The following is a 25,973-nucleotide window of genomic DNA, read 5'->3' as shown; positions in this document are numbered from 1 at the left end:
TCGCCCTCACCATCATTCCGGCGAAAGCCGGAATCCAGCGTCTCTCTGCCGTGACGGCAAAGGCACTGGATCCCAGCCTGCGCTGGGATGACGGCGAGGGTGTTCCTTGCACCAACCGTCAGAACGCGTTGATGCCCGTCAGCTCGCGGCCCACCACCAGCTGGTGCACCGTCTCGGTGCCCTCGTAGGTGATCACCGACTCCAGGTTCAGCGCGTGGCGGATCGCCGTATGCTCGGTGGTGATGCCGGCACCGCCGAGGATGTCGCGGCACTCGCGCGCGATGTCGATGGCCATGCGGCAGTTGTTCCACTTGGCCAACGACACCTGGGTCGGCTGCATCTTGCCGGCATCCTTCAGGCGGCCGAGCTGCAGCGACAGCAGCTGCGCCATCGTGATGCGGCGGGCCATCCCGGCCATCTTGATCTGCACCGCCTGGTTGGCGGCCAGCGGACGGCCGAACAGCACGCGCTCGGCGGTGTAGTCGAGCACTTCCTTGAGGCAGGCCTGGGCCGCGCCGATCGGGCCCCAGGTGATGCCGTAGCGCGCCTGGGTGAGGCAGCCCAGCGGGCCCTTCAGGCCCTTCACGTTGGGCAGGCGGTTGGCTTCGGGCACGCGCACGTTGTCGAAGAACAGCGCGCTGGTGACCGAGGCGCGCAGGCTCATCTTCTTATGCACTTCCTGCGCGGTGAAGCCCTTGCTGTCGGTCGGCACGATGAAGCCCTGGATGCCGTCCTCGGTCTGCGCCCAGACGATCGCGATGTTCGCCAGGTTGCCGTTGGTGATCCACATCTTGGCGCCGTTGATGACCCAGTCGCCGCCGTCCTTCTTGGCGTGGGTCTTCATGTTGGCCGGGTCGGAACCGCCGTGCGGTTCGGTGAGGCCGAAGCAGCCGATGATCTCGCCCGCCGCCATCTTCGGCAGGTACTGCATCTTCTGCTCTTCGGTGCCGTAGGCGTAGATCGGGTACATGCACAGCGAGCTCTGCACCGAGGCGAAGCTGCGCAGGCCGGAATCGCCGCGCTCCAGCTCCTGACAGATCAGGCCGTAGCTGACACCGTTCATGCCGGCGCAGCCGTACTGCTCCGGAATGGTCGCGCCGAGCAGGCCCAGCGAGGCGATCTCCGGGATCAGTTCCTTCGGGAAGCGGCCCTGGTCGAAGCAGTCGCCGATGATCGGCAGCACCTTCTCGTCGACGAAGCGGCCCACTGCATCCTGCACCATGCGCTCCTCGTCGGTGAGCAGCGAACGAACGTCGTACAGGTCGAGCGGGTCAAGACGGGCAGCCATGCAGCCTCCAGCGGGTCGAATGATCCGGCCATTCTAGCCTGCACCGCCGGCTTCCGGCGATGACGCGCCGCCGCATGACGGCACGTCGCAGGCGCTGAGAAAGCCCCCGGTTCCACTGCACGGCACGGCTTGGCAAGCCGCCCAACAGGTGGAATGATTTACACCATGACACTCACCCCCCGCCAGGCCGAAATCCTCGCCATCCTGCACCGCCACGCGGCCGCCGAAGGCATGCCGCCGACGCTGCAGGAGATCGCCGCGGCGGTCGGCATCGAGCACGTCAACGCGGTGGCCAAGCACCTGCGCGCGCTGGAAGCCAAGGGCCGCATCGCCCTGCTGCCGAACCGTGCCCGCGGCATCCGCCTGCTGGATGCACCCGCGCCGGCACCGGTCGACGACCTGCTCGCCCTGCCCCTGCTCGGCCGTGTCGCCGCCGGCCGGCCAATCGACTCGAGTGCGGAGGCCGAACGCGTGCTGCGGCTGGACCCGGCCCTGTTCCGGCTGCGTCCGGACTACCTGCTGCGCGTGCAGGGCGACTCGATGCGCGACGACGGCATCCTCGACGGCGACCTGATCGGCGTGCATGCCACGCCCGAGGCACGGCACGGCCAGACCGTGGTAGCGCGCGTCGGCGACGGCTTCACGGTGAAGCGGCTGCACCGCCGGGGCAGCCAGCTGCGCCTGCTGCCGCGCAGTGCCGGGCATGCGCCGATCGATCCCGATCCCCGCGAGGACTTCGCCATCGAAGGCCTGTTCGCCGGCCTGATCCGGCAGGGCTGAGCCATGGCCGAGCTGTTGTCATTGACGCCGTTGCTGGAGAGCCGCCAGGTCTGGCACGGGCACGCGCGGCCGGCGCCCGCCGACGGCATTCCCAGCGGCTGGCCGATGCTGGACGACGCCCTGCCGCAGGGCGGCTGGCCGGCCCACGCATTGAGCGAACTGCTGCTGCCGGCCGACGGCGTGGGCGAGCTGCAACTGGTGCTGCCGGCGCTGGGCCGGCTGGCCACGCGCGAGCGCCCCGTGCTGGTAGTGGCGCCGCCCTACCTGCCCGGCGTCGCCGGCTGGTCGGCCCGCGGCGTGGACATGTGCCACGTGCTGGTGGTCCGCGCTGTCGGCAGCGAAATTCTGTGGGCGATGGAACAGGGTCTGCGCAGTGCCGCCTGCGGCGCCGTGCTGGGCTGGCCCGGCGAGGCCGACGACCGCGCGCTGCGCCGCCTGCAGGTCGCCGCCGATACCGGTCGTACGCCGGCCTTCCTGTTCCGCGACCACCGCCACGTCCAGCATGCCTCACCGGCCGCCTTGCGCATCGAACTGGAAACCCGCCCGCAGCCGCAGTGGCGGGTGCGCAAATGCCGCGGCGGCCAGCCGCCGGCGCAGGCGTTTCCACTGACGCGCGCAGGCGCATGAGGTCGCGCCATGCTGTGGGCCTGCATCGTGCTGCCGCACCTGGCGCTGGACACGCTCCTCCGCCGTCGACCGCCGGACGCCGACGCGCCGCCGCTGGTGCTGATCGACGGCCGATTGCAGGCACGCCACGTCCTCGACGCCGATGAGGCCGCCCGCGCGGCCGGCATCGCTCCCGGACAGCCGCTGACCACCGCCCACGCCCTGCTCGCCCGTTTCGATGCGGTGGCCCACGACGTGGCGCTCACGATGCGCCAGCACGACCTGCTTGCCGCCTGGGCCTACCGCTACAGCGCCGAGGTACTGCGCCTGTCCGGCGACGCCATTGCGCTGGAGGTGCAGCGCAGCCAGCGCCTGTTCGGCGACTGGCCCGGCTTCGAAAAGAAGCTGCGCGACGACCTGGCCGCGATGGGGTTCCGCCACCGCCTCGCGCTGGCGCCGACACCGCTGGCCGCGCGGGCACTGGCCGATGCCGCCGATGGTGCCGCGCTGACCGATCCGACCCGGCTGCGCGCGCAACTGGCGAAACTGCCGCTGCTCCACGCCCACCTGCCCGGTGACCTGCACGAGGCCTTCGCCCGCATGGGCGTGCATCGCCTCGGCGCCCTGCTCGCCTTGCCGCGCGCCGGCCTGCGCCGGCGCTTCGGTGCGGCCCTGCTGGAGCATCTGGACGACCTGCTCGGCGAACGCCCAGTCCCGCGCCCACGCTACCTGCCGCCGGACCGTTTCGACGCGCGCATCGCCTTCAACTTCGACGTGGAAAACCTCGCCGCACTGGCCTTCCCGCTGCGCCGCCTCACCGGTGATCTGGCCGCGTTCCTCGCCGGCCGCGACGGCGGCGTGCAGCGCTTCGTGCTCAGCCTGGGCCATCGCGGCCAGGCACCGACGCGGGTGGTGGTCGGCCTGCTGCAACCCGAGCGTGAGGCCAGTGCCCTGTTCGAATCGGCACGCAGCCGGCTGGAGCGCCTCGTGCTCGAGCGCCCGGTGGAATGGTTGCGCCTGCGCGCCGACGAGCTGCCGCCGTTCGTGCCCGGTGGCCGCGACCTGTTCGACCCGCGTCCCGAACACGCCCTGCCGCTGGCGCAATTGCAGGAGCGGCTGCGCGCCCGGCTGGGCGACGACGCCGTGTACCGGCTGGAAGCCACCCCCGATCCGCGCCCGGAACACGCCCAGCGCATCGCCGACGACGCCCGCCGGCCGGCCACACCGAGCACGCTGCCGCGTCCGACCTGGCTGCTGCCGCAACCGGTGCCGCTGCGCTCGCACGGCCTGCGCGTGCTGGCCGGTCCCGAGCGCATCGAGAGCGGCTGGTGGGACGGCGGCGACCTGCGTCGCGACTACTACGTGCTGGAAACCGCCGAAGGCCAGCGCGCCTGGGCGTTCTGCCCGGCCGGCGAGCGACCGGAGACGCTGGCCGGCTGGATGCTGCACGGATGGTTCGCATGAGCCGGGGCGCGCGGCCACGGCTGCGCGTCGTCGCGGGCAACGATCCCGCCGACGCGCCCCCGTGCCCCTCGACGCCACCTGCCCCTGAACCGCCCGGCTACGCCGAGCTGCACTGCCTGTCGCCCTACTCTTTCCAGCGCGGCGCCTCGCACGCGGAGGAACTGTTCGCCCGCGCGCAGGGGCTCGGCTACACCGCGCTGGCGATCACCGACGAATGCTCGATGGCCGGCATCGTCCAGGCACTGCGCGCGCAGGACGCCACCCGCCCGGCCGAGGGCGAGCCGCCGGCCGTGCGGCTGATCGTCGGCGCCGAGTTCCAGCTCGCCGACGGCCCGAAGCTGGTGCTGCTGTGCGAGGACCACGCCGGCTATACCCGGCTGTGCCGGCTGATCACCCTGGGCCGGCGCCGCACCGGCAAGGGCGCGTACCACCTCGTGCGCGAGGACCTCGCCGACGGTCTGCCTGGCACCCTCGCACTGTGGCTGCCAGCGGCCACGCCCGAGGCCGAGTACGGCCAATGGATGGCGAAGACCTTTGCCGGCCGCTGCTGGCTGGCGGTCGAACTGCACCACGGCCCGGACGATGCTGGGCGCCTGCAGACGCTCACTGAACTGGCCGCCACGCTGGGCCTGCCGCTGGTCGCCAGCGGCGACGTGCACATGCACGTGCGCGGCCGCCGTGCGCTGCAGGACATGCTCACTGCGATTCGTCACCGTGCCAGCGTGGCCGCCATCGGCGACAGGCTGTTCCCCAACGGCGAACGCCACCTGCGCCGGCGCGAGGTGCTGGCGGCGAACTACCCGGCCGCGCTGATGGAAGAGAGCCTGCATATCGCCGCGCGCTGCAGCTTCGACCTACGCAGCATCCACTACCGCTACCCGAAGGAGCTGGTACCCGACGGTCACACCGCCGCCTCATGGCTGCGCCAGCTTACCGAGGAAGGCATCCGCTGGCGCTGGCCGGAAGGCGAGACGCCCGCAGTACGTGCCCGCATCGAGCACGAGTTGAAGTTGATCCGCCAGCTCGACTACGAGGCCTACTTCCTCACCGTATCCGACATCGTCCGCTTCGCCCGCAGCCGCGACATCCTCTGCCAGGGCCGCGGCTCGGCGGCCAACTCGGCGGTGTGCTTCGCGCTCGGCGTCACCGAGGTCAACCCCGACAAGATCGACCTGCTGACCGAGCGCTTCATCTCGATCGAGCGCCGCGAGCCACCCGACATCGACGTCGACTTCGAGCACGAACGCCGCGAGGAGGTGATCCAGTACATCTATCGCAAATACGGCCGCGAACGCGCCGCGCTGGCCGCCACGGTGATCCGCTACCGCGGCAAGAGCGCGGTGCGCGACGTGGCCCGTGCGCTGGGTTTGCCGATGGACCAGGTCAACGCGCTCAGCCGGATCTTCGGTCGCGGCCTCGGCGACACGCCGCTGCCGGTGCTGCTGCACGAAGGCGGCTTCGACCCGGACAGCCCGCTGATCCGCCGCGTGCTGCACCTGACCCGCCTGCTGGTCGACTTCCCACGGCACCTCTCGCAGCACGTCGGCGGCTTCGTCATCAGCGACACCGCGCTGGACAGCCTGGTGCCGGTGGAGAACGCCGCCATGGCCAACCGCACTGTGATCCAGTGGGAGAAGGACGACCTCGAGTACATGCGCATGCTCAAGGTCGACTGCCTCGCGCTGGGCATGCTCACCTGCCTGCACAAGTGCCTGAACCTGCTGCGCGCGCATCGCAACCAGCGCGGCGACCGCGATTTCCCCACCCTCGCCTCGCTGCCGCAGGAGGACGAGGCCACGTATGAAATGATCCGCCGCGCCGAGACCGTCGGCGTGTTCCAAATCGAGAGCCGCGCGCAGATGGCGATGCTGCCGCGCTTGCGGCCAAAGACCTTCTACGACCTGGTGATCCAGGTGGCGATCGTCCGACCCGGGCCGATCCAGGGCAACATGGTGCACCCCTACCTGGAACGCCGGCATGGCCGCGGCCCGAAGATGCCGCACCACCCGAGCGTGGCGTCGATCTTCACCAAGACCGAAGGCGTGCCGCTGTTCCAGGAGCAGGTGATGAAGCTGGCCATCGTCGCGGCCGACTACACGCCGGGCGAGGCCGACCAGCTGCGCCGCTCGATGGCCGCCTGGAAACGCCACGGCGGCATGGAACCGCACCGCCTGCGCATCACCGCCGGCCTGCTCCGACTCGGCTACACGGATGAATTCGCCGCGCAGCTGTTCGAGCAGATCAAGGGCTTCGGCTCCTACGGCTTTCCCGAATCGCACGCAGCCAGCTTCGCCAACCTGGTCTACGTGAGCTGCTGGCTGAAGTGCCACGAGCCGGCCGCCTTCGCCTGCGCCCTGCTCAACGCGCAGCCGATGGGCTTCTACGGACCCAGCCAGATCGTGCAGGAGCTGCGCCGCGTTGGCCGGGTCACCGTGCATCCGGTCGACGTGCGCCACAGCGACTGGGACTGCACGCTGGAGGATGATCCGCGCAACGCCCGCGGCCAACCGGCGCTGCGGCTGGGCCTGCGCATGGTTGCCGGGCTCGGCGAGGAAGCCGCGCAGCGGCTGGTGACCAGCCGTGGACAGCAGCCCTTCCGCGATGCCGAAGACCTGTGCCTGCGCGCCGATCTCAGCCGCCCGCAACGCGAAGCCCTTGCCGAAGCCGGCGCACTGCGCGGGCTGGCCGGGCATCGTCACCGCGCGCGCTGGGCGGTCACCGGCATCCAGGCCCAGCTGCCGCTGTTCGAAGGCCAGGCCAGCAGAGAGGACGCCATCGTGTTGCCGCCCCCCACCCGCGCCGAGGACACCGCAGCCGACTACGCCCGCACCGGCCTCACCCTCGGCGACCATCCGCTGCGCCAGCTGCGTGCGCAACTCAGGGCACGACGCTGCCGCGATTCGCGCGAACTGGAACACGCCCGCCACGGCATCGCCGTACGCACCGCCGGCCTGGTCACCACGCGGCAACAACCGGGCACCGCCAGCGGGGTCATCTTCGTCACCATGGAAGACGAGCACGGGCCGATCAACGTCATCGTCTGGCGACACATCGCGGAACAGCAACGCCGCGCCCTGATCGGTTCGCGCCTGCTGATGGTCGATGGCCAGTGGCAGCACGTCGACGGCGTCCGCCACCTGCTCGCCCACCGCCTCACCGACCTCAGCGAGCTGCTGGGTGCACTGGCAACAAGCTCGCGCGACTTCCACTGACGGTCGGCGGCACGACCGGGAAAAGCTCGCCGAATGAGGTGTGCCCGGAGCGGGGATCGAACCCGCATGGCCTTTCGGCCGAGGGATTTTAAGTCCCTTGCGTATACCAGTTTCGCCATCCGGGCCCGGAGGCTGGCATCGCGACGGCGCGCGATGCGGCCGGATCGTAGCATGCGGATTCCGGCCGGCCCGGCTTGATGGCCGGGCACAAAAAAGCCCGCACTGGGCGGGCCCGGCGGGACAGCGGATCGTCCCGAAAAAACGATGGAGGCCTGGGTCGGAATCGAACCGGCGTACGCGGATTTGCAGTCCGCTGCATGACCACTCTGCCACCAGGCCATCGCTTCAAAAAAACAAAACCCCGGAAGCCCGAGGTTTTGCCGAAGATGGAGCGGGAAACGAGACTCGAACTCGCGACCCCGACCTTGGCAAGGTCGTGCTCTACCAACTGAGCTATTCCCGCGTCTGAGCCCGAAATGATAGCAGAAGGATGACAGATGGGAAGAGGTTTCTTTACGGCGTTCGCCACATCCCGGCGGACACCGTCGCTTCCATCCGCCAGGTCCGGAAACGGCGAAGCCCCGGTCGGGACCGGGGCTTCGCACGATGCAATCTGGAGCGGGAAACGAGACTCGAACTCGCGACCCCGACCTTGGCAAGGTCGTGCTCTACCAACTGAGCTATTCCCGCATCGGAGTCGCGCATTCTAGCGTGAGATCGCGACCCGTCAACCCCTCTTCTTCACGAATCGTCGCCGGACGACGGTGGGCGCGACAGGTCGCCGCTCAGCGCCGGCCAGGCGGCGCGCACGTAGTACAGGCCCGACCAGATGGTGAGCACGCCTGCGGCCACCAGCAGGAATTCGCCCACGTGGTACAGGCGCAACGTCTCGGCGTCGTGCTGCACGATCAGCACGGTGAGCGCGACCATCTGCATTACCGTCTTGAGCTTGCCGATGAAGGCCACCTTCACCGCCGCGCGCATGCCGATCTCGGCCATCCACTCGCGCAGCGCGGAGATGCTGATCTCGCGCCCGACGATGATCGCCGCGGTCACCGCCATCACCACGCCGAACCAGTCGTGGTTGGGGACCGCCGCACCGTAGTGCGATTCCACCACGCGATGATGCGACTCCACCAGCAGGAACAGCGTGATCGCCACCATCAGCTTGTCCGCCACCGGGTCGAGGAAGGCGCCGAAGGCGGAAGTCATGTTCAGGCGGCGCGCCAGGTAACCGTCCAGCCAGTCGGTCACTGCCGCGAGCAGGAACACGACCGCCGCCACGATGTTGTGGCCACGGAACGGCAGGTAAAACGCAACCACCATCACCGGCAACAGCGCGACACGGAACAGGGTGAGCCAGGTGGGCAAGTTGATACGCATCAGGTACTCGGTTCCTCGGATGTAGCTTCGTCAAGTGTCGCACGTTGCCGGGTGGCGGCGCCCGGCCGATCGATGCTCAGGGATGCATGGCCGCGTAGATGCGCTCGGCCAGGCCTCGATCGATACCCTTGATCCGCATCAATTCCTCGACACCGGCGGCCTCGACGCCGGCGAGCCCGCCGAAGGCCTTGAGCAACGCACTGCGTCGACGCGCGCCCACCCCCGGCACGTCCTCCAGGACACTGCGCTCGCGCGCCTTCTCGCGCCGCTTGCGGTGACCGCTGATGGCAAAGCGATGGGCCTCGTCGCGCACGGCGGCGACCAGATGCAACGCCGGCGAAGCCGCACCCGGATGGATTTCCCGCCCCTGGTCGGCCAGCACCAGGGTTTCCTCGCCCGCGCGCCGGCCCGGCCCCTTGGCCACGCCGACCACGGTGATCCCGGCGACGCCCAACTCGTGCAGCACGTCCAGCGCCTGCGCCACCTGCCCGCCACCGCCGTCGATCAGCAGCACGTCCGGTTTCGCCCCCTCGCCCTCGGCCACCTTGCGGAAGCGCCGGGTCAGCGCCTGGTGCATGGCGGCGTAGTCGTCGCCCGGAGTGATCCCGGTGATGTTGAAACGGCGGTAATGCGACTTGTCCGGCCCCTCCGGCCCGAACACCACGCACGACGCCACGGTCAACTCGCCACGCGTGTGGCTGATGTCGAAGCACTCGATGCGCTTCGGCGGTTCGGCCAGTTCCAGCAGTTTCTGCAGGTCGTCGAAGCGCGTGCCCAGGGTCTGCCGGCTGGCCAGCCGCTGGGTCAACGAAGCCTGTGCGTTGCGTTGGGCCAGCTGCAGGAACTGGGCGCGGTCGCCGCGCACGCGATGCTTGATCTCCACCGCATGCCCGCTCTGTTCGGCCAGCACCTCGGCCAGCACCTCCTGGTCGGGCATTTCCTCGCCGACAATCAACTCGCGCGGCACCGGACGGTCCAGGTAGTACTGCGCCACGAACTGCGCCAGCAGGTCGCCGGGCTCGGCATCCAGCGGCAGGCGCGGGAAGAAGTCGCGCGTGCCGAGGCTGATGCCATTGCGGAAGAACAGCACGCTGACGCAGGCCAGACCGGACTCGATGCGGCAGGCGATCACGTCCATGTCCGCACTGGCGCCGTGCACGTGATGCTGGGCCTGCAGCTTGCGCAGTGCAGCCACCTGGTCGCGCAGAGTCGCCGCGCGCTCGAAGTCGAGCGCGGCGCTGGCCTGCTCCATCGACGCGGCAAGCTCGTCGATCACCGCGCTGGAGCGGCCCTCGAGGAACATCTCGGCATGACGCACGTCGGTGCGATAGTCCTCGACACTGATCAGCCCGACGCACGGCGCCGTGCAGCGGCCGATCTGGTGCTGCAGGCAGGGTCGCGACCGATTGCGGAAATAGCTGTCCTCGCACTGCCGTACCTGGAACAGCTTCTGCATCAGGCTGAGGCTCTCGCGCACAGCGAACGCGCTGGGATACGGCCCGAAGAAGCGCCCCGGCAGGTTGCGCGCGCCACGATGGAAGGCCAGCCGCGGGTAGTCCTCGCTACCCGACAGGTAGACGTACGGGTAACTCTTGTCGTCGCGCAACATGATGTTGTAGCGCGGCTTGAGCGACTTGATCAGCTGCGATTCCAGCAGCAGCGCCTCGCCCGCGGTACGGGTCACCGTGGTCTCGCAACGGGCGATCTGCGAGATCATCGAGGCGATCCGCGGCTCCATCCGCGGCTTGAGGAAATAGCTGCCGACCCGCTTCTTCAGGTTGGCCGCCTTGCCGACGTAGAGCAGCTCGCCATCCGCGTCGAAATAGCGATAGACGCCGGGCGAAGTGGAAAGGGTGCGGACGAAGGCCTTGCCGTCGAAGGCCGGCTCGGAAGCGGGAGACATGGGACGGGATTGTAGCGGCAGGCGGGTGAATTGCCGCCGCCCGGCACCAGCGTATCAGCCGCCCAGCCGGGCCAACAGGCCGTCAGCGCCGCGCTCGGCCAGCGAGACCACGTAGCGGAAGTCTTCCGGCCCGCCGTAGTAGGGATCGGGCACCTCGACCACACCCTCGACCCCGGCGGTGGGCAGGAACAGGCCCAGCTTGTCGCGCAACGCTGGTGGGCAGCGCGCGGCGAGGTCGCGCAGGTTGGCCAGGTCCATCCCCAGCACACGGTCGAAGCGCTGGAAGTCGACCGCCTCGATCTGCCGCGCGCGGTGGCCGGACAGGTCGTAGCCTGCTTCGTGCGCCGCCTCGCGCATGCGCGCGTCGGCGCGGTGCCCCACATGCCAGCCGCCGGTACCGCAGGATTCGACCACCAACGTTTGACCGGCCGCGGCAAACCGATGGCGCACCACCTCGGCGACCACCGGCGAGCGGCAGATATTGCCGAGGCAGACGATCAGCAGGCCGCCACGGTCGCCGCTCACGCCTGCCCCGCCAGCCAGCGCTCGGCGCGCTCCAGATCGGCCTCGGTATCGATCCCGGGCGGGAACGGCTCGGGCGTCAGGCGTACCGCGATCGCATGGCCGTGTTCGAGCACACGCAACTGCTCCAATGACTCGGCCTGTTCGAGCGGCGTGCGGGAGAAGCCTGTGTACGCGTGCAGGAAACTCGCGCGATAGGCATAGATGCCGATATGGCGAAGGAACGGCACGTCGGCAGGCAGGGCGTCCCGACTCGCCGCGAAGGCGTCGCGCGCCCAAGGCAACGGTGCCCGACTGAAATACAGGGCGCGCCCGCGCGCGTCGCGCACCAGCTTCACCACGTTGGGGTCGAACAGCTCGTGCGGCTCGACGATCGGCGTGGCCAGTGTAGCCACCGGCGCCTCGTCCTCCGCCAAGGCCCGCGCCACCTCCCGGATACCGGCCGCTGGCGCGAACGGTTCGTCGCCCTGCAGATTCACCACGATGGCGTCGTCGCTCCAGCCGCAACGCTCGGCACACTCGGCCAACCGGTCGCTTCCCGAGGCATGGTCGGCGCGGGTCATGCACACCTCCACACCAAGCCCCTGCAGCGCCGAGGCAATGCGCTCGTCATCCACGGCCACCACCACCTGGTGGGCCCCGGCCTGCAGGGCGCGCTGCGCCACACGCACCACCATCGGCACGCCGGCGATGGCGCGCAACGGCTTGGCCGGCAGGCGGGTGGAGCCGTAGCGGGCCGGAATGGCGACGATGAAATCAGGACAGGACATGGCGACCTCGATCACGGGCCCGCAAGCCTAACCCGCAGGCCGCGCCCGTGTGTAGGAGCGCACCCTGTACGCGATGCTTTTGTCACGTTGTCGCGCACAGGGTGCGCTCCTACGGGGCCACGCCAAGGTCGAAGCCGCAGCCATTGGCCAGATCCATGAAACCGGGAAACGAGGTGGCCACGTTGGCGCAGTCACCGATGCGGATCGGGCCACTGGCGATCAGGCCGGCGACCGCGAAACTCATCGCGATGCGGTGGTCGCCGTGACTGTCGATACTGCCGCCACCGATCGGGCCGCCGTGGATGGTGGCGCCGTCCGGCCGCTCGTCGATCCGCACACCCAGCGCCTGCAGGCCGGCCGCCATGCTGGCCAGGCGATCGGACTCCTTGACCCGCAGCTCGGCGGCGCCGCGGACCACGGTCGTGCCCTCGGCCGCGGCGGCCGCCACGAACAGCGCGGGAAATTCATCGATCATGTCCGGCACCAGCGCCTCGGGCAGATCGATGCCGTGCAGCGGCGCGTGACGCACGACCAGGTCACCGACCGGCTCGCCACCGCTCTCGCTCTCGTTCTCGACGCGGATGTCGGCGCCCATCAGGCGCAGCGCCTGCAGCAGGCCGGTGCGCCGCGGGTTCAGGCCCACCGCCGGCAGCCGCAACTCGGCGCCGGGCACGATACTGCCGGCAACCAGGAAGAACGCCGCCGAGGAGAAATCGGCCGGCACGCGCACGTCGGTGGCGCGCAGGGCATGACCACCCGTCAACTTCGCACGGCCCGGCGAGAACTCGATCGGCCAGCCGAACGCCGCGAGCATGCGCTCGGTGTAGTCGCGGGTCGGGTGCGGCTCGATCACCTCGGTCTCGCCTTCGGCATACAGGCCGGCCAGCAGCAGCGCCGACTTCACCTGTGCGCTGGCCACCGGCAAGGTGTAGCGGATGCCGCGTAGCGCCTGGCCACCATGCACATGCAGCGGCGGCAGCCCGTCCTGGCTGTCGATCCGGGCCCCCATCTTCGCCAGCGGATCGGTGACCCGGCGCATCGGCCGCCTGGAGAGCGATTCGTCGCCGACCAGGGTGCTGTCGAAGGCCTGGCCGGCCAGCAAGCCGGTGAGCAGGCGCATGCCGGTTCCGGCGTTGCCGCAGTCCAGCACAGCGGTAGCGGCACGCAGACCGTGCAGGCCCACGCCATGCACCACCCGCTCGCCGTCGGCCAGCGCGTCGATGCGCACGCCGAGCCGCTGCATCACCGCGGCCGTGGCGCGGGTGTCCTCGCCTTCGAGGAAGCCATGGATATGCGATACGCCCTCGGCCAGGGCGCCGAGCATCATCGCGCGGTGCGACACCGACTTGTCGCCGGGCACGCGCACGACACCGTTCAGCGGACCGGCCGGGCGGCTGGTCCAGTCCACACGCTGGCCCCCGCTCATGGCAGGGCGACCGGGTAGGAACCGAGCACCCGCAGGCTGGCCACACTCGGGCGGATCTCCGCCACGGCCACCTTCAGGTTGCCCTCGTCGATATGGCCGGACACGTCGATGAAGAACGCGTACTGCCACTTGCCGGTATGGGCCGGGCGCGACTCAATGCGGTTGAGGCTCACACCATGCTTGGCGAACGGACTCAACACGTCGTACAAGGCACCCGGCTTGTCGTTCACCGTGACCAGCAGCGAAGTGCGGTCGTTGCCCGAGGGCGGAAACAGCGAGCGGCCAATCACCAGAAAGCGCGTGGTGTTGTCGGCCCGGTCCTCGATCGCCTTGGCGACGGTCTTCAACCCGTAGATCTTGCCGGCACTCTCGCCGGCGATGGCCGCCGCCTGATCGTCGGCACGCGCCATTCTTGCGGCTTCGGCATTGCTGCTGACCGCGGTGCACTCCACGCCCGGCAGGTTCAGCCGCAACCAGGTCTTGCACTGCTGCAGCGACTGCGCATGCGCATAGACATGACGGACGTCGGCCAGACTGCCGCCGAGCGAGTGCAGGCACTGGTGCACGCGCAGCTCCACTTCGCCGCAGATCGTCGCCTCGGAGGTGAGGAACATATCCAGGGTGACCTGGATCATGCCCTGCCCCGAGTTCTCCACCGGCACCACGCCGAAATCGGCGTGACCGGCAGCCACCTCCTGAAACACCTCCTCGATGCTGCCCAGCGGCAGCGCATACGCGGCATGGCCGAAGTGCTTGCGCACGGCCTGCTCGCTGAAGGTGCCCTCGGGACCGAGGAAGCCGATCTTCAGCGGGTCCTCCTGCGCCAGGCAGGAGGACATGATCTCGCGGAACAGCCGCACCATCTCGGTGTCCGATAGCGGCCCGTTGTTGCGGTCCACCACCATGCGCAGGACGTGCGCCTCGCGTTCGGGGCGGTAGTAGTCGATTGCCGACAGGCCTTCGCCCTTCACCCTGGCCACCTCGCGGGCGCGCTCGGCACGCTCGGCGATCAGTTCCTGAATCTGTCGGTCGATGCTGTCGATGCGCTCGCGCACCTCGCTCAGCGGGTTCTTCGAATCAGCCATGCAACACAACCTGGATGGATAGACGTCCAAACATCGGGACCGCCATGGTGCCTGAAAGTGCGCCGGAGCGCCTTGGTTTCATCCGTGACGATCGGCGAAGTCGCTCATGAAGGAAACCAGCGCCCGTACCGCCTCCAGCGGCACCGCGTTGTACAGCGAGGCGCGCATGCCGCCGACCGCCTTGTGGCCCTTCAGCGCGATCAGCCCCGCGGCCTCCGACTCCTTGAGGAATTCGGCGTCCAGCGCGCTGTCGTGCAGGGTGAACGGCACGTTCATGCGCGAGCGGGCGGCCGGATCGATCGGGTTGGCGTAGAAGCCGCCCGAGCCATCGATCGCCTGGTAAAGCAGGCCGGCCTTGGCCCGGTTCTGTTCGGCCATCTCGGCGACACCGCCCCGCGCCTTGAGCCACTTGAAGGTGAGCCCGGCCAGATACCAGCCCCAGGTGTTGGGCGTGTTGAGCATCGAGTCCTGCGCCGCATGCTCGGCATAGCGCAGGATCTTGGCCATCGGCCGGCCCGGCCGCGCCAGCAGGTCGCGGCGCACGATCACCACTACCAGACCCGACGGCCCGATGTTCTTCTGCGCGCCGGCATAGATCAGGCCGAAGCGCGAGACGTCGAGCGGTGCCGAGAGGATGTTCGAGGACATGTCCGCCACCAGCGGCACCTCGCCCACCTCCGGCACATCGGTGAACTCGACGCCATGGATGGTCTCGTTCGGCGTGTAGTGCACATAGGCCGCTCGCGGGTCGAGCCGCCAAGTTTCCCGCGACGGCAGGCTGCGGAAATCGTCGCCCGCACCGGTAGCGGCGATGTTCACCGTCACATAGGGCATCGCCTCGCGCACGGCCTTCTCGCCCCAGTGGCCGGTGACCACGTAGTCGGCTCGATCGTCCGGGCCGGCCAGGTTCATCGGAATCTGCGCGAAGTGCTGGGTCGCTCCGCCCTGCATGAAAAGCACGGCATAGTCGTCGGGGACAGCCATCAACCCGCGCAGGTCGGCCTCGGCCTCCGCAGCCAGGGCAATGAAGCGCTTGCCGCGATGGGATTGCTCCATCACCGACATGCCCGAACCGTTCCAGTCCAGCAGCTCGCGCTGCGCCTGCTCGAGCACTTCGCGCGGCAACGCCGCGGGCCCCGCGCTGAAATTCCACACCTTGCTCACTGACCGCTCTCTCCCGATGGACCACCGCATTATGGCGCGGCGCAACAAGCTGGCGTCAATGCACGGGTTACAGGCGGACCAACAGCACCAGAGCGATACCGAGCGCGAGCACCGCAGCCGTGACGATCAGCCACCAGACCTCGCCGCGCGGGCCGGCCTGTTCTTCCGGCAGGAGCTCGCGAGGCCCGCCCGCCAAGGGCAATTCAGGCTCGGGCTGCATCCCCGGGGCATCGACGACGAAGCGGTGCGTCGCCAGTCCGAGCTGGTCGCCGGGCTGAAGTGCGAGCCCAGTCGTCTCGACCCCGTTGACGCGCAGCGGGTAGCGCGCCGAGCGCTGCTCCAACTGGAGTCGCAGCATGCCATCGGCCCAAGACAGGCTGACCGCGGCGGACTCCCCCTGGGGCAACTCCAGGGGTGGAACCGACATCGGCCCCAGTTCCAGGCGATTGCGCAGGGGTAAAACACGTCCGGACAACGGCCCCGCGACGGCGCGCAAGGCGACCGGACAGCGGCTGGACTCGGGAACGCGCAGCGGTTCGCGCGAGGCCGGATCGCCGTTTTCCCGGATCAGCATCCGGCAGTCGCCCACACTGAGCACGTCGCCAGCACGAAGCATCGCCCGTTCACGCACCGGTCGGGCGTTGAGATAGATGCGGCTGGCCCCTGGCAGGACGTGCAGCAGGCAGCCGCGCTCGTCCCTGCGCAATTCCAGGTGATGAGGCGCGGCCTGGTGCGCGCCCAGTACAACCGTATTGTCAGGCGCGCTGCCGACCGTGAGGACAGGGGCCTCCCATGGGATGTCTTCGCGGGCCGCGTGGGGGAACTCGATGCGCATCTGTGAACCAGTCGACGAACGCCGGGACTCTAGCAGAAGCCGGAGCGCCCACCGCAGCGCCACCAGCACGTGATGCGTGACAGCACCTGCCCCCTGCCCGACAATGTCCCGATGCCCTCCATCGACTTGCGCCAGCCCCACCAGCTCCCCATCGCCGAAGCCCGCGCCCGGGTCGACCGGGTCGCCGCCCGCATGAGGGAAAAATTCGACATGGACAGCCGTTGGGACGGCGACACCCTGCGCTTCTCGCGTTCGGGGGTGAAAGGCAGCATCGCGGTGGCCGCCAGCGAGGTGACGGTGCATGCCGAACTCGGGCTGATGCTGTCCCCGCTCAAGGGGATGGTCGAAGACGAGATCCGGCGCAAGCTGGCCGAACATCTCGCCTGACGAATCTTTAACCAGGATCGCCGACGTGGCATACTCGTCGGCTTACGCGGCCACAACGGTCCGCGATCGAACGACGGAAAGCATGGCCAAAGACGACGTCATCGAGATGGAAGGCACGGTCCAGGAGACCCTGCCCAACACCATGTTCCGGGTGCAGCTGGAGAACGGGCATGTGATCATCGCCCACATCTCCGGCCGCATGCGAAAGCATTACATCCGCATCCTCACCGGCGACAAGGTGAAGGTGGAGATGACCCCGTACGACCTGACCAAGGGTCGCATCACCTACCGCATGAAGTAAGCGGAACGTCTGTCCGCGGCCGCCTTCGCGCCGCACCGGGCGAAAAAAGGCGACGCCGCGGCGTCGCCTTTTTTCGTGTCCGACGCCCGGGCGGGCGCAGGCCGCCCGGGCGCCATCTCACTCGACCACGGCAGGCAGCTTCTCGGCCGATTCGGTATCCACCGTGAGCTCCCCGTCGCGCACACCCAGGCGCACCTTGCCACCCTCGGCCAGCTTGCCGAAAAGCAGCTCGTCGGCCAGCGCCCGTTTCACCTTCTCCTGGATGACGCGAGCCATCGGGCGGGCACCCATCTGCGGGTCGAAGCCGTGCTCGGCCAGCCAGCGTCGGGCGTCGGCGTCGACGTCCAGCGCCACGTGCTTCTCGGTCAACTGCGACTCCAGTTCGATCAGGAACTTGTCCACCACCCGCAGGATGTGGTCGAAGTCCAGCGAGTTGAACTGGATGATCGCGTCCAGGCGGTTGCGGAACTCCGGCGTGAACATGCGGCGGATCACCTCCATCGCGTCGGTGGTGTGGTTCTGCTTGACGAAGCCGATGCCGCGACGCGACGCCTGCTGCGCACCGGCATTGGTGGTCATCACCACGATGACGTTCTTGAAGTTCGCCTCGCGCCCGTTGGTGTCGGTGAGCACGCCGCGGTCCATCACCTGCAGCAGGATGTTGAACACATCCGGGTGCGCCTTCTCGATCTCGTCCAGCAGCAGCACACAATGCGGGTGCTTGGTGACCGCCTCGGTCAGCAGGCCGCCCTGGTCGAAGCCGACGTAGCCCGGAGGGGCACCGACCAGCCGCGACACCGAATGCGCCTCCATGTACTCGGACATGTCGAAGCGGATCATCTCGATGCCCAGCTGCATGCCGAGCTGACGGGTGACCTCGGTCTTGCCCACGCCAGTGGGGCCGGCCAGCAGGAAGCTGCCGATCGGCTTGGACGGGTCGGCCAGGCCGGAGCGGGCCATCTTGATCGACGCGGTCAGCGCCTCGATTGCCTGGTCCTGTCCGAACACCACCATCTTCAGGTTGCGCTCGAGGTTCTTCAGCACGTCGCGGTCCGACGCCGACACCTGCTTGGCCGGGATGCGCGCCATCTTGGCCACGATGTATTCCACCTCGGTCACGTCGATGGTGGCCTTGCGCTGCTCTTCCGGCAGCAGACGCTGGCGGGCACCGGCCTCGTCGATCACGTCGATCGCCTTGTCCGGCAGCAAACGGTCCGGGATGTGCTTGACCGACAGGTCCACCGCGGCCTTGAGCGCCTCGTTGGTGTAGGCCACCGCATGGTGCTCCTCGAAGCGCGAGCGCAGGCCCTTGAGGATCTCGATGGAGTCGGCCACGGTGGGCTCGACCACGTCGATCTTCTGGAATCGGCGGGCCAGCGCGCGGTCCTTTTCGAAGATCCCGCGGAATTCCTGGAAGGTGGTCGAGCCGATGCAGCGCAGCTCGCCCGAAGCCAGCATCGGCTTGATCAGGTTCGACGCGTCCATCGTGCCGCCCGAGGCCGAGCCGGCGCCGATGATGGTGTGGATCTCGTCGATGAAGAGGATCGCACCGGGCTGCTTCTTGAGCTGGCCGATCACCGCCTTCAACCGCTTCTCGAAGTCGCCGCGGTACTTGGTGCCCGCCACCAGCGCGCCGAGGTCGAGCGACCAGATCGTGGCGCTTTCCAGCACCTCCGGCACCTCGCCGTCGACGATGCGCTTGGCCAGGCCCTCGGCCAGCGCGGTCTTGCCCACGCCGGCCTCGCCGACGTAGAGCGGGTTGTTCTTGCGACGTCGGCACAGTACCTGGATGGTGCGTTCGATCTCGTCGGCCCGGCCGATCAGCGGATCGATCTTGCCCTCGAGCGCAAGCTCGTTGAGGTTGCTGGCGTACTCGGCCAGGGGATTGCCCTTGCCCTCGCCGCCTTCCTCGCCCTCGCGCTCGCTGCCGGCGGGGCCGGCCGACGGCTCTTCGCCGATCTTCGCGATGCCGTGCGAGATGTAGTTGACCACGTCCAGACGGGTGATCTCCTGCTGGTGCAGGAAATAGACCGCGTGGGAATCCTTCTCGCCGAAGATCGCCACCAGTACGTTGGCACCGGTGACCTCTTTCCGACCGGAGGACTGCACGTGGTAGACCGCCCGCTGCAGCACACGCTGGAAGCCCAGCGTCGGCTGGGTGTCGCGCTCGTCACCGTGCGGCAGCACGGGAACGGTCTCGGCAATGATCTTTTCGAGCTCGCTGGTAAGCCGCGGAATGTCGGCACCGCAGGCACGCAAGGCGCCGGACGCTGACTGGTTGTCGGTAAGGGCAAGCAGCAGGTGCTCCACCGTCATGAATTCATGACGCTGTTCGCGCGCCTGCTTGTAGCACTGGCCGATGGTGACTTCGAGATCCTTGCTGAACATCCGGACCGTCTCCCGGTTATATGGCTGCGGCCTTAAGGATGCCGCGATATCGCCAAAGTGGGGTCGCCTACAGCTTTTCCATAGTGCACAACAGCGGGTGCTGGTGGGCACGTGAATATTCGTTCACCTGGGTGACTTTCGTCTCGGCCACCTCGCGGGTAAACACCCCGCACACACCCCGTCCGCGGGTGTGCACGTGGAGCATCACCTGCACCGCCTTCTCCTGGTCCATGGCGAAGAAACCGCGGAGCACCTCCACCACGAAGTCCATGGGAGTGAAATCGTCATTCATGAGCAGAACTTGATACAGCGGCGGCCTCGCCACCTCCGGGCGGGCGGGTTCCAGCGCCAGCCCGTGTCCGGGGCCCTGCTCGTGTTCGGGTTGGTTTGCCATCAGGAAAAATTGGGTCGCTTGCCGGTTGATACGCATTCTACGCCGCCGGGGATGCAGCTTTGGCGACGCGGACAGAGGTGATGGCACAATGAACGCTTTTCCAGTGCCGCAAGGCAAGCCGACATGCCCGCTTCGCCATCCTCGTCCGTGTGGTGCCCGCACGTCACCGTCGCCTGCGTGGTGGCGGACGGCGACCGCTACCTGATGGTGGAAGAGGAAGTCGGCGGCCGGCTGGCCTACAACCAGCCGGCTGGCCACCTCGACGACCACGAGAGCCTGCTCACTGCCGCGGCCCGCGAGACGCTGGAGGAGACCGGCTGGACGGTCGAGCTGCAGCACCTGATCGGCGTCCACCAGTGGCGCAGCACCGAGCACGGCGATGGCGTGGTGCGATTCAGCTTCGCTGCGCGCCCGATCGGTCACGATCCGGCACGTCCGCTGGACACAGGCATCCGGCGCGCCTTGTGGCTGACCCGCGAGGAGATCGCAGCCTTCGGCGACCGCCTGCGCAGCCCGCTGGTGTTGATGAGTATCGACGCCTGGCTGGCCGGTCAGCGCCTGCCGCTGGCGACGGTCACCAGCCTGCTCGACGGGGATCGTTACCCGTGAAGGTGATGCTGGGTATGTCGGGCGGCGTCGACTCGTCAGTCGCCGCCCTGGTGCTGCAGCGGGCCGGCTACGAAGTCGAAGGCCTGTTCATGCAGAACTGGGAGGAAGACGAACGGGCCGGCCCCTGCACCGCCGATGCCGATCGCAAGGACGCCTTGGGCGTGTGTGGCCGACTGGGGATCCCGTTCCACTCACGCAACTTCGCCGCCGAGTACTGGGATGGCGTGTTCGAACACTTCCTGGCCGAATATCGCGCCGGTCGCACGCCGAATCCGGACGTGTTGTGCAACCGCGAGATCAAGTTCAAGACCTTTCTCGACGAAGCTCGCGCACTGGGCGCGGAGAAGATCGCCACCGGCCACTACGCACAAGTCGATCAGCGCGACGGCCGATACCGCCTGCTCCGCGCAGCGGACCGCTCCAAGGACCAGACCTACTTTCTGCATGCGATCGGCCAGTCCCAGCTCGCTGCCACGCTGTTTCCCATCGGCCACCTGCCGAAGGAACAGGTGCGTGCCATGGCACGCGAGGCTGCCCTGCCGACCCACGCCAAGAAGGACTCCACCGGCATCTGCTTCATCGGCGAACGCGATTTCCGCGAGTTCCTCGGCCAGTACATCCCGGCCCGGCCCGGCGCCATGCGCACCCCCGACGGAGGCGAGGTTGGGGAACACCAGGGAGTGATGTACTACACCCTCGGCCAGCGCCAGGGCCTGGGGATCGGCGGGCGCCACGGCGCCAGCGGCGAGGCCTGGTACGTGGTCGGCAAGGACGTGCCGGCGAACATCCTGTACGTTGCCCAGGGCGGCGAGAACCACTGGCTGCAGTCCAACCGGCTGGTGGCCGACACCCCCCACTGGATCGCGGGCGAAGCGCCTGCCAGCCGCTTCCGCTGCACGGCCAAAACGCGCTATCGCCAGACCGACCAGGCCTGCGAGGTGCTGCTGCGGGACGAACGGCTGGAAGTGCGTTTCGACGAGCCCCAGCGCGCCGTCACGGCGGGGCAGTCGGTGGTTTTCTATGACGGCGAGGCCTGCCTGGGTGGTGCGGTGATTGCCGTTACCGACGCCCCGTTTGGCGGCTTGCCCCCTGTTTCATCGGAGTCGTGAGAAGTGGTACCCACCCTGTTTGCCATGAACGAAGAGCGCGTGCTCGCCCTAGCCGGACTATTCCAGGCCACCTCGCTCGCCCAGCAGCTGGCGAACCAGGGGCGCTGCGACGAGGCGGCATTCGAGACCAGCGTGGACAGCGTCTTCCGCATCGATGCCGATTCGGTCGTGGGCGTCTACGGTCGCACCTCGGCACTGCGGCTGGGGCTGCGCACCCTGATCGCACAGCTGGAGGACAGCTCCAGCGACATGGCGGTGACCCGCATGGCAATTACCGTGATGCGGCTGGAGCGCACCCTCGCCCGCCACGGCCATCTGCGCAACGACCTGCAGCAGGGCCTGCTGGCCGCGCAGCGACAGATCGACCACTTCGGCAGGTATTCGCCGCAGGTGATCGGCCGGCTGGCCGCGCTCTACGTATCCACGCTGTCCACGCTGAAGCCGCGCGTGATGGTCACCGGCAATCCCCAGATGCTGCGCCAGGAAACCATCGTCGAGCGGGTGCGCACCAGCCTGCTGGCGGCCGTCCGCTCGGCAGTGCTGTGGCGGCAGGTCGGTGGCCGGCAGTGGCAGTTGCTACTGCACCGCAAGCAGTGCGCCATGCTCGCCCGCGGCCTGCTTACCGGCTCCACCCTGGACAACGGCTGAGACCCGCTCCGACCGGTCAGTCCAACAGGCGCAGCCCAGGCCGGTGCCGGGCGATCTGCCGCAGCAACTCGGCGAACGCGACCAGGTCCTCGCCCCACGGCGAAGCCTCGCGTGAGTAAAGGGAGATATCCCGACCGGGCGCCGGCCCACGGATCTTGGCCAGGGTCACGGCAGCAATCGACGACAACCGGTCGCGCGCCAGCGCCGGTACCAGCGCATAGCCGCCGCGCAGCTCGACCAGTGCGGCAAGACTCTCCAGGCTCACGTCCTGTACCTGGCCGGCCTCGGCGACGCCGTCCTGGTGGTACTCGGCCATTACCGTGGCCTCGGCGGCATCCAGTTGGTTGAGCGCCAGCGTCGATTTTCCGGCCAGCGGGTGGTCGGCCCGCAACATCACCTCCCAGGGCTCGAAGAACAGCGGGCGACTGGCGATGCCTGCCGGCGACACCGCTGGCGGCGGCCCCAACACGGCGTCCAACTCGCCCTCGTGCAGGCGCCGCAGCAACCCCTTCGGCTTGCCTTCGGACAGGCTAAGCCGGGTGCCGGGGAAATGCTGGGGAAACGGCGCGATCAGGTGCGGCAGCAGGTAGGGACCGAGCGAGGCCGGCACCCCCAGACGCAGCTCGCCGCCGAAGGCCACTTCACCGGCACGGGCCGCCTGCTGCAGGTGCTCGGCTGCTGCCAGCACCGCATCGATCTGCTCCAGCAGGCGGCGACCGCCCGCTGTAGGCACGATGCGCCGCCCCCCTCGTTCGAAGAGTGGCGCCCCCAGCGCCTGCTCGACCTTCTGCACCTGGTGCGACAACCCCGACGGACTGATGTGCATGGCGCGTGCCGCGCTGTTGAAGCTGCCGTGGCGGCTGACCGCCTGGACCAAGGAGAGATCGCGCAACGAGACGACCGACAAGAGGCTGGAAATCATCCGGGTTCAGGGTTCCTCAGCGCCCGGGAGCAGGGCCTACCCCCCTTTGCGTGGCGGGAAGCATAACGACAAAGCCCGGCGCGGGGCCGGGCTTTGTCGTACTCATCGCTGGCAGGTTCAGTCGGCGACGGTATCGGCGACTTCCTTGAAATCCTCGATCTGGTCGAAGTTCATGTACTTGTAGATCGCCTTGCCGCTGGCGTTGATCACGCCCATGGCTTCCATGTACTCGTCCTTGCCCGGGATCCGGCCCAGCCGCGAGCACACCGCGGCCAGCTCGGCCGAGCCCAAGTAGACGTTGGAGTTCTTGCCGAGGCGGTTGGGGAAGTTGCGGGTCGAGGTGGAGAACACCGTCGCGCCCTCCTTCACCTGCGCCTGGTTGCCCATGCACAGCGAGCAGCCGGGCATCTCCATACGCGCGCCGGCGGTGCCGAAGGTGCCGTAGTGGCCTTCCTTGGTCAGCTCCTGCGCATCCATCTTCGTCGGCGGGGCCACCCACAGCTTGGTCGGGATGTCGCGTTTGCCTTCCAGCAGCTTCGACGCGGCGCGGAAGTGGCCGATGTTGGTCATGCATGAACCGATGAACACCTCGTCGATGGTGGCGCCGGCCACGTCGGACAGGGTCTTCACGTCGTCCGGGTCGTTCGGGCAGGCCACGATCGGCTCGTGCACGTCGGCCAGGTCGATCTCGATGACCGCGGCGTACTCGGCGTCGGCATCCGGCTCGAGCAGCTGCGGGTTGGCCAGCCACTCCTCCATCTTGGCGATGCGGCGCTGCAGGCTGCGAGCATCCTTGTAACCCTGCGCGATCATCACCTTCAGCAACGTGATGTTGCTGTTGAGGTACTCGATGATCGGCTCCTTGTTGAGGCGCACCGTGCAGCCGGCGGCCGAACGCTCGGCCGAGGCGTCGGACAGCTCGAACGCCTGCTCCACCTTCAGGTCCGGCAGGCCCTCGATCTCCAGGATGCGGCCGGAGAAGATGTTCTTCTTGCCCTGCTTGGCGACCGTGAGCAGGCCCTGCTTGATCGCGTAGTACGGGATCGCGTTGACCAGGTCACGCAGGGTGACGCCCGGCTGCAGCTCGCCCTTGAAGCGCACCAGTACCGATTCGGGCATGTCCAGCGGCATCACGCCGGTGGCCGCGGCGAACGCAACCAGGCCCGAGCCGGCCGGGAACGAAATGCCAATCGGGAAGCGGGTGTGGCTGTCACCGCCGGTGCCGACGGTGTCCGGCAGCAGCATGCGGTTGAGCCAGCTGTGGATCACGCCGTCGCCCGGCCGCAGCGAGATGCCGCCGCGGGTGGAGATGAATTCCGGCAGGGTGTGGTGGGTCTTCACGTCCACCGGCTTCGGGTAGGCGGCGGTGTGGCAGAACGACTGCATCACCAGGTCGGCCGAAAAGCCCAGGCAGGCCAGGTCCTTCAGCTCGTCGCGGGTCATCGGGCCGGTGGTGTCCTGCGAACCGACCGAGGTCATCTTCGGTTCGCAGTAGGTGCCCGGACGCACGCCCTGGCCTTCCGGTAGGCCGCAGGCGCGGCCGACCATCTTCTGCGCCAGCGAGTAGCCCTTGCCGGTGTCGGCCGGTTGCTGCGGCTGGCGGAACAGGGTCGAGACCGGCAGGCCCAGCGCCTCGCGCGCCTTGGCGGTGAGGCCACGGCCGATGATCAGCGGGATGCGGCCGCCGGCGCGCACCTCGTCGAACAGTACGTCCGACTTCACCTGGAACTCGGCGATCACCTCGCCGTTCTTCAGTGCCTTGCCTTCGTACGGGCGCAGCTCGACGACGTCGCCCATCTCCATCTTCGACACGTCCAGCTCGATCGGCAGCGCGCCGGCGTCTTCCATGGTGTTGTAGAAGATCGGGGCGATCTTGCTACCCAGGCAGACGCCGCCGAAGCGCTTGTTCGGGATGAACGGAATGTCCTCGCCGGTCCACCACAGCACCGAGTTGGTGGCGCTCTTGCGGCTGGAGCCGGTGCCGACCACGTCGCCAACGTAGGCGACCATGTGGCCCTTGGTCTTCAGGTCGGCGATCAACTGGATCGGGCCGCGCTTGCCGTCCTCCTCCGGCTGGAACGGTGCACCGTCGCGCTTGTTCTTCAGCATCGCCAGCGCGTGCAGCGGGATGTCCGGGCGGGTGGTGGCGTCCGGCGCCGGCGACAGGTCGTCGGTGTTGGTTTCGCCCGGCACCTTGAACACGGTGATGGTCAGCGACTCGGGCACCTCGGGGCGCGAGGTGAACCACTCGGCCTCGGCCCAGCTCCTAAGCACAGCCTGCGCGTTGGCGTTGCCGGCGTCGGCCTTTTCCTTCACGTCGTGGAAGGAGTCGAACATCAGCAGGGTCTTCTTCAGCGCGTCGGCGGCGATGCCGCCCAATTGCGCATCGTCCAGCAGCTGGATCAGCGGATGGATGTTGTAGCCACCCAGCATGGTGCCGAGCAGCTCGGTTGCCTTCTCGCGGCTGATCAGCGGGCAGACTTCGGTGCCAAGGGCCACGGCGGCGAGATACGAGGCCTTGACCTTGGCCGCGTCGTCCACACCGGCCGGCACGCGCTCGCTCAGCAGCTCGACCAGGAAGGCTTCCTCGCCGGCCGGCGGCTGCTTCAGCAACTCGATCAGTTCGGCCGTCTGCTGCGCGGTGAGCGGCAACGGCGGGACGCCGAGGGCCTGGCGTTCGGCGGCGTGTTGGCGATAAGCGGTGAGCATGATTTTGAGTCCCTTGGGGTGGGTGCGCGCGGGTACCGGGTGGCCCTGCCCGTCGCCGTTCAACGGTG

Annotated in this window: 22 protein-coding genes and 4 tRNA genes; 9 read left to right on the top strand and 17 right to left on the bottom strand. The window is 68.4% G+C overall.

The window, feature by feature from the left end; all coding sequences use genetic code 11:
• Positions 1–118: 118 nt before the first annotated feature.
• Positions 119–1,288 (bottom strand): acyl-CoA dehydrogenase family protein, encoded by a 1,170-nt coding sequence (locus NC595_RS12350; protein WP_253566901.1) that lies wholly within the window; start codon positions 1,286–1,288, stop codon positions 119–121.
• Between the two features lie 165 nt (positions 1,289–1,453).
• On the opposite strand from NC595_RS12350, the gene lexA reads away from it, so the two are divergent.
• The 4 genes from lexA to NC595_RS12330 are packed head-to-tail and all read left to right on the top strand — an operon-like array spanning position 1,454 to position 7,350.
• Entirely contained in the window at positions 1,454–2,068 is a 615-nt protein-coding gene (gene lexA / locus NC595_RS12345; protein WP_253566899.1) for a transcriptional repressor LexA, read from the top strand.
• Between the two features lie 3 nt (positions 2,069–2,071).
• Positions 2,072–2,695 (top strand): translesion DNA synthesis-associated protein ImuA, encoded by a 624-nt coding sequence (gene imuA, locus NC595_RS12340; protein ID WP_253566897.1) that lies wholly within the window; start codon positions 2,072–2,074, stop codon positions 2,693–2,695.
• A gap of 9 nt (positions 2,696–2,704) precedes the next feature.
• Complete coding sequence (locus NC595_RS12335) at positions 2,705–4,138, top strand: Y-family DNA polymerase (RefSeq protein WP_253566895.1); 1,434 nt, start codon at positions 2,705–2,707, stop codon at positions 4,136–4,138.
• Entirely contained in the window at positions 4,126–7,350 is a 3,225-nt protein-coding gene (locus tag NC595_RS12330; protein WP_425493128.1) for an error-prone DNA polymerase, read from the top strand. The genes NC595_RS12335 and NC595_RS12330 overlap by 13 nt, the downstream gene beginning before the upstream one ends.
• A 41-nt stretch (positions 7,351–7,391) precedes the next feature.
• Here the strand turns inward: NC595_RS12330 and NC595_RS12325 are convergent.
• The 12 genes from NC595_RS12325 to NC595_RS12270 form a co-directional block, all read right to left on the bottom strand.
• Positions 7,392–7,475, bottom strand: a tRNA-Leu gene (locus NC595_RS12325).
• Positions 7,476–7,615: 140 nt separating this feature from the next.
• Positions 7,616–7,689, bottom strand: a tRNA-Cys gene (locus tag NC595_RS12320).
• A gap of 48 nt (positions 7,690–7,737) precedes the next feature.
• Positions 7,738–7,813, bottom strand: a tRNA-Gly gene (locus NC595_RS12315).
• Positions 7,814–7,964: 151 nt separating this feature from the next.
• Positions 7,965–8,040 (bottom strand) — tRNA-Gly (locus NC595_RS12310).
• 51 nt (positions 8,041–8,091) lie between these two features.
• On the bottom strand, positions 8,092–8,733 hold the full coding sequence (locus NC595_RS12305; protein WP_017462398.1) for a CDP-alcohol phosphatidyltransferase family protein: 642 nt from the start codon (positions 8,731–8,733) through the stop codon (positions 8,092–8,094).
• A 76-nt stretch (positions 8,734–8,809) separates the two neighbouring features.
• Positions 8,810–10,636 (bottom strand): excinuclease ABC subunit UvrC, encoded by a 1,827-nt coding sequence (uvrC, locus tag NC595_RS12300; protein ID WP_253566891.1) that lies wholly within the window; start codon positions 10,634–10,636, stop codon positions 8,810–8,812.
• A 54-nt stretch (positions 10,637–10,690) separates the two neighbouring features.
• A complete protein-coding gene (locus NC595_RS12295) occupies positions 10,691–11,161 on the bottom strand; it encodes a low molecular weight protein-tyrosine-phosphatase (protein WP_253566889.1) in 471 nt (156 codons plus the stop codon).
• Positions 11,158–11,928: a 3-deoxy-manno-octulosonate cytidylyltransferase gene (gene kdsB / locus NC595_RS12290; RefSeq protein WP_253566887.1), complete on the bottom strand. Its 771-nt coding sequence runs from the start codon at positions 11,926–11,928 to the stop codon at positions 11,158–11,160. The genes NC595_RS12295 and kdsB overlap by 4 nt, the downstream gene beginning before the upstream one ends.
• Positions 11,929–12,037: 109 nt before the next feature.
• Positions 12,038–13,354: a 3-phosphoshikimate 1-carboxyvinyltransferase gene (gene aroA / locus NC595_RS12285; RefSeq protein WP_253566885.1), complete on the bottom strand. Its 1,317-nt coding sequence runs from the start codon at positions 13,352–13,354 to the stop codon at positions 12,038–12,040.
• Complete coding sequence (gene pheA, locus NC595_RS12280) at positions 13,351–14,439, bottom strand: prephenate dehydratase (RefSeq protein WP_253566883.1); 1,089 nt, start codon at positions 14,437–14,439, stop codon at positions 13,351–13,353. The genes aroA and pheA overlap by 4 nt, the downstream gene beginning before the upstream one ends.
• Positions 14,440–14,517: 78 nt before the next feature.
• Positions 14,518–15,603 carry a 3-phosphoserine/phosphohydroxythreonine transaminase gene (gene serC, locus NC595_RS12275; protein ID WP_253566881.1) on the bottom strand — a complete coding sequence of 362 codons (1,086 nt, stop codon included), beginning with the start codon at positions 15,601–15,603 and terminating at the stop codon, positions 14,518–14,520.
• Positions 15,604–15,670: 67 nt separating this feature from the next.
• Positions 15,671–16,438 carry an FHA domain-containing protein gene (locus tag NC595_RS12270; RefSeq protein WP_253566879.1) on the bottom strand — a complete coding sequence of 256 codons (768 nt, stop codon included), beginning with the start codon at positions 16,436–16,438 and terminating at the stop codon, positions 15,671–15,673.
• A gap of 111 nt (positions 16,439–16,549) precedes the next feature.
• Here NC595_RS12270 and NC595_RS12265 point away from each other — a divergent pair, with 111 nt between their 5' ends.
• On the top strand, positions 16,550–16,825 hold the full coding sequence (locus NC595_RS12265) for a polyhydroxyalkanoic acid system family protein (protein ID WP_253568305.1): 276 nt from the start codon (positions 16,550–16,552) through the stop codon (positions 16,823–16,825).
• Positions 16,826–16,907: 82 nt separating this feature from the next.
• Positions 16,908–17,126: a translation initiation factor IF-1 gene (gene infA, locus NC595_RS12260; protein ID WP_014402653.1), complete on the top strand. Its 219-nt coding sequence runs from the start codon at positions 16,908–16,910 to the stop codon at positions 17,124–17,126.
• Between the two features lie 117 nt (positions 17,127–17,243).
• On the opposite strand, the gene clpA is transcribed toward infA, so the two are convergent.
• Complete coding sequence (gene clpA / locus NC595_RS12255) at positions 17,244–19,514, bottom strand: ATP-dependent Clp protease ATP-binding subunit ClpA (RefSeq protein WP_253566877.1); 2,271 nt, start codon at positions 19,512–19,514, stop codon at positions 17,244–17,246.
• Positions 19,515–19,581: 67 nt separating this feature from the next.
• The gene (clpS, locus tag NC595_RS12250; RefSeq protein ID WP_253568303.1) at positions 19,582–19,908 is read right to left on the bottom strand and encodes an ATP-dependent Clp protease adapter ClpS; all 327 of its coding nucleotides are present in this window, start codon (positions 19,906–19,908) and stop codon (positions 19,582–19,584) included.
• Between the two features lie 123 nt (positions 19,909–20,031).
• Between clpS and NC595_RS12245 the strand changes: the two genes are divergently transcribed.
• The 3 genes from NC595_RS12245 to hflD are packed head-to-tail and all read left to right on the top strand — an operon-like array spanning position 20,032 to position 22,274.
• Complete coding sequence (locus NC595_RS12245; RefSeq protein ID WP_253566875.1) at positions 20,032–20,517, top strand: NUDIX hydrolase; 486 nt, start codon at positions 20,032–20,034, stop codon at positions 20,515–20,517.
• The gene (gene mnmA / locus NC595_RS12240) at positions 20,514–21,626 is read left to right on the top strand and encodes a tRNA 2-thiouridine(34) synthase MnmA (protein WP_343214905.1); all 1,113 of its coding nucleotides are present in this window, start codon (positions 20,514–20,516) and stop codon (positions 21,624–21,626) included. Before NC595_RS12245 ends, mnmA begins: the two co-directional genes overlap by 4 nt.
• Before the next feature lie 24 nt (positions 21,627–21,650).
• The gene (hflD, locus tag NC595_RS12235) at positions 21,651–22,274 is read left to right on the top strand and encodes a high frequency lysogenization protein HflD (RefSeq protein ID WP_253566873.1); all 624 of its coding nucleotides are present in this window, start codon (positions 21,651–21,653) and stop codon (positions 22,272–22,274) included.
• Between the two features lie 16 nt (positions 22,275–22,290).
• Here hflD and NC595_RS12230 read toward each other — a convergent pair whose 3' ends face one another.
• Complete coding sequence (locus NC595_RS12230) at positions 22,291–23,196, bottom strand: LysR family transcriptional regulator (RefSeq protein ID WP_253566871.1); 906 nt, start codon at positions 23,194–23,196, stop codon at positions 22,291–22,293.
• A 117-nt stretch (positions 23,197–23,313) separates the two neighbouring features.
• Positions 23,314–25,905 carry a bifunctional aconitate hydratase 2/2-methylisocitrate dehydratase gene (gene acnB, locus NC595_RS12225; protein WP_253566869.1) on the bottom strand — a complete coding sequence of 864 codons (2,592 nt, stop codon included), beginning with the start codon at positions 25,903–25,905 and terminating at the stop codon, positions 23,314–23,316.
• Between the last annotated feature and the right edge of the window lie 68 nt (positions 25,906–25,973).

Source organism: Dyella lutea (genome assembly GCF_024158035.1).
Classification (GTDB): Bacteria; Pseudomonadota; Gammaproteobacteria; order Xanthomonadales; family Rhodanobacteraceae; genus Dyella_A; species Dyella_A lutea.
The sequence above is the reverse complement of the archived record's forward strand: the minus strand, read 5'-3'. Positions and strand labels throughout refer to the sequence as shown.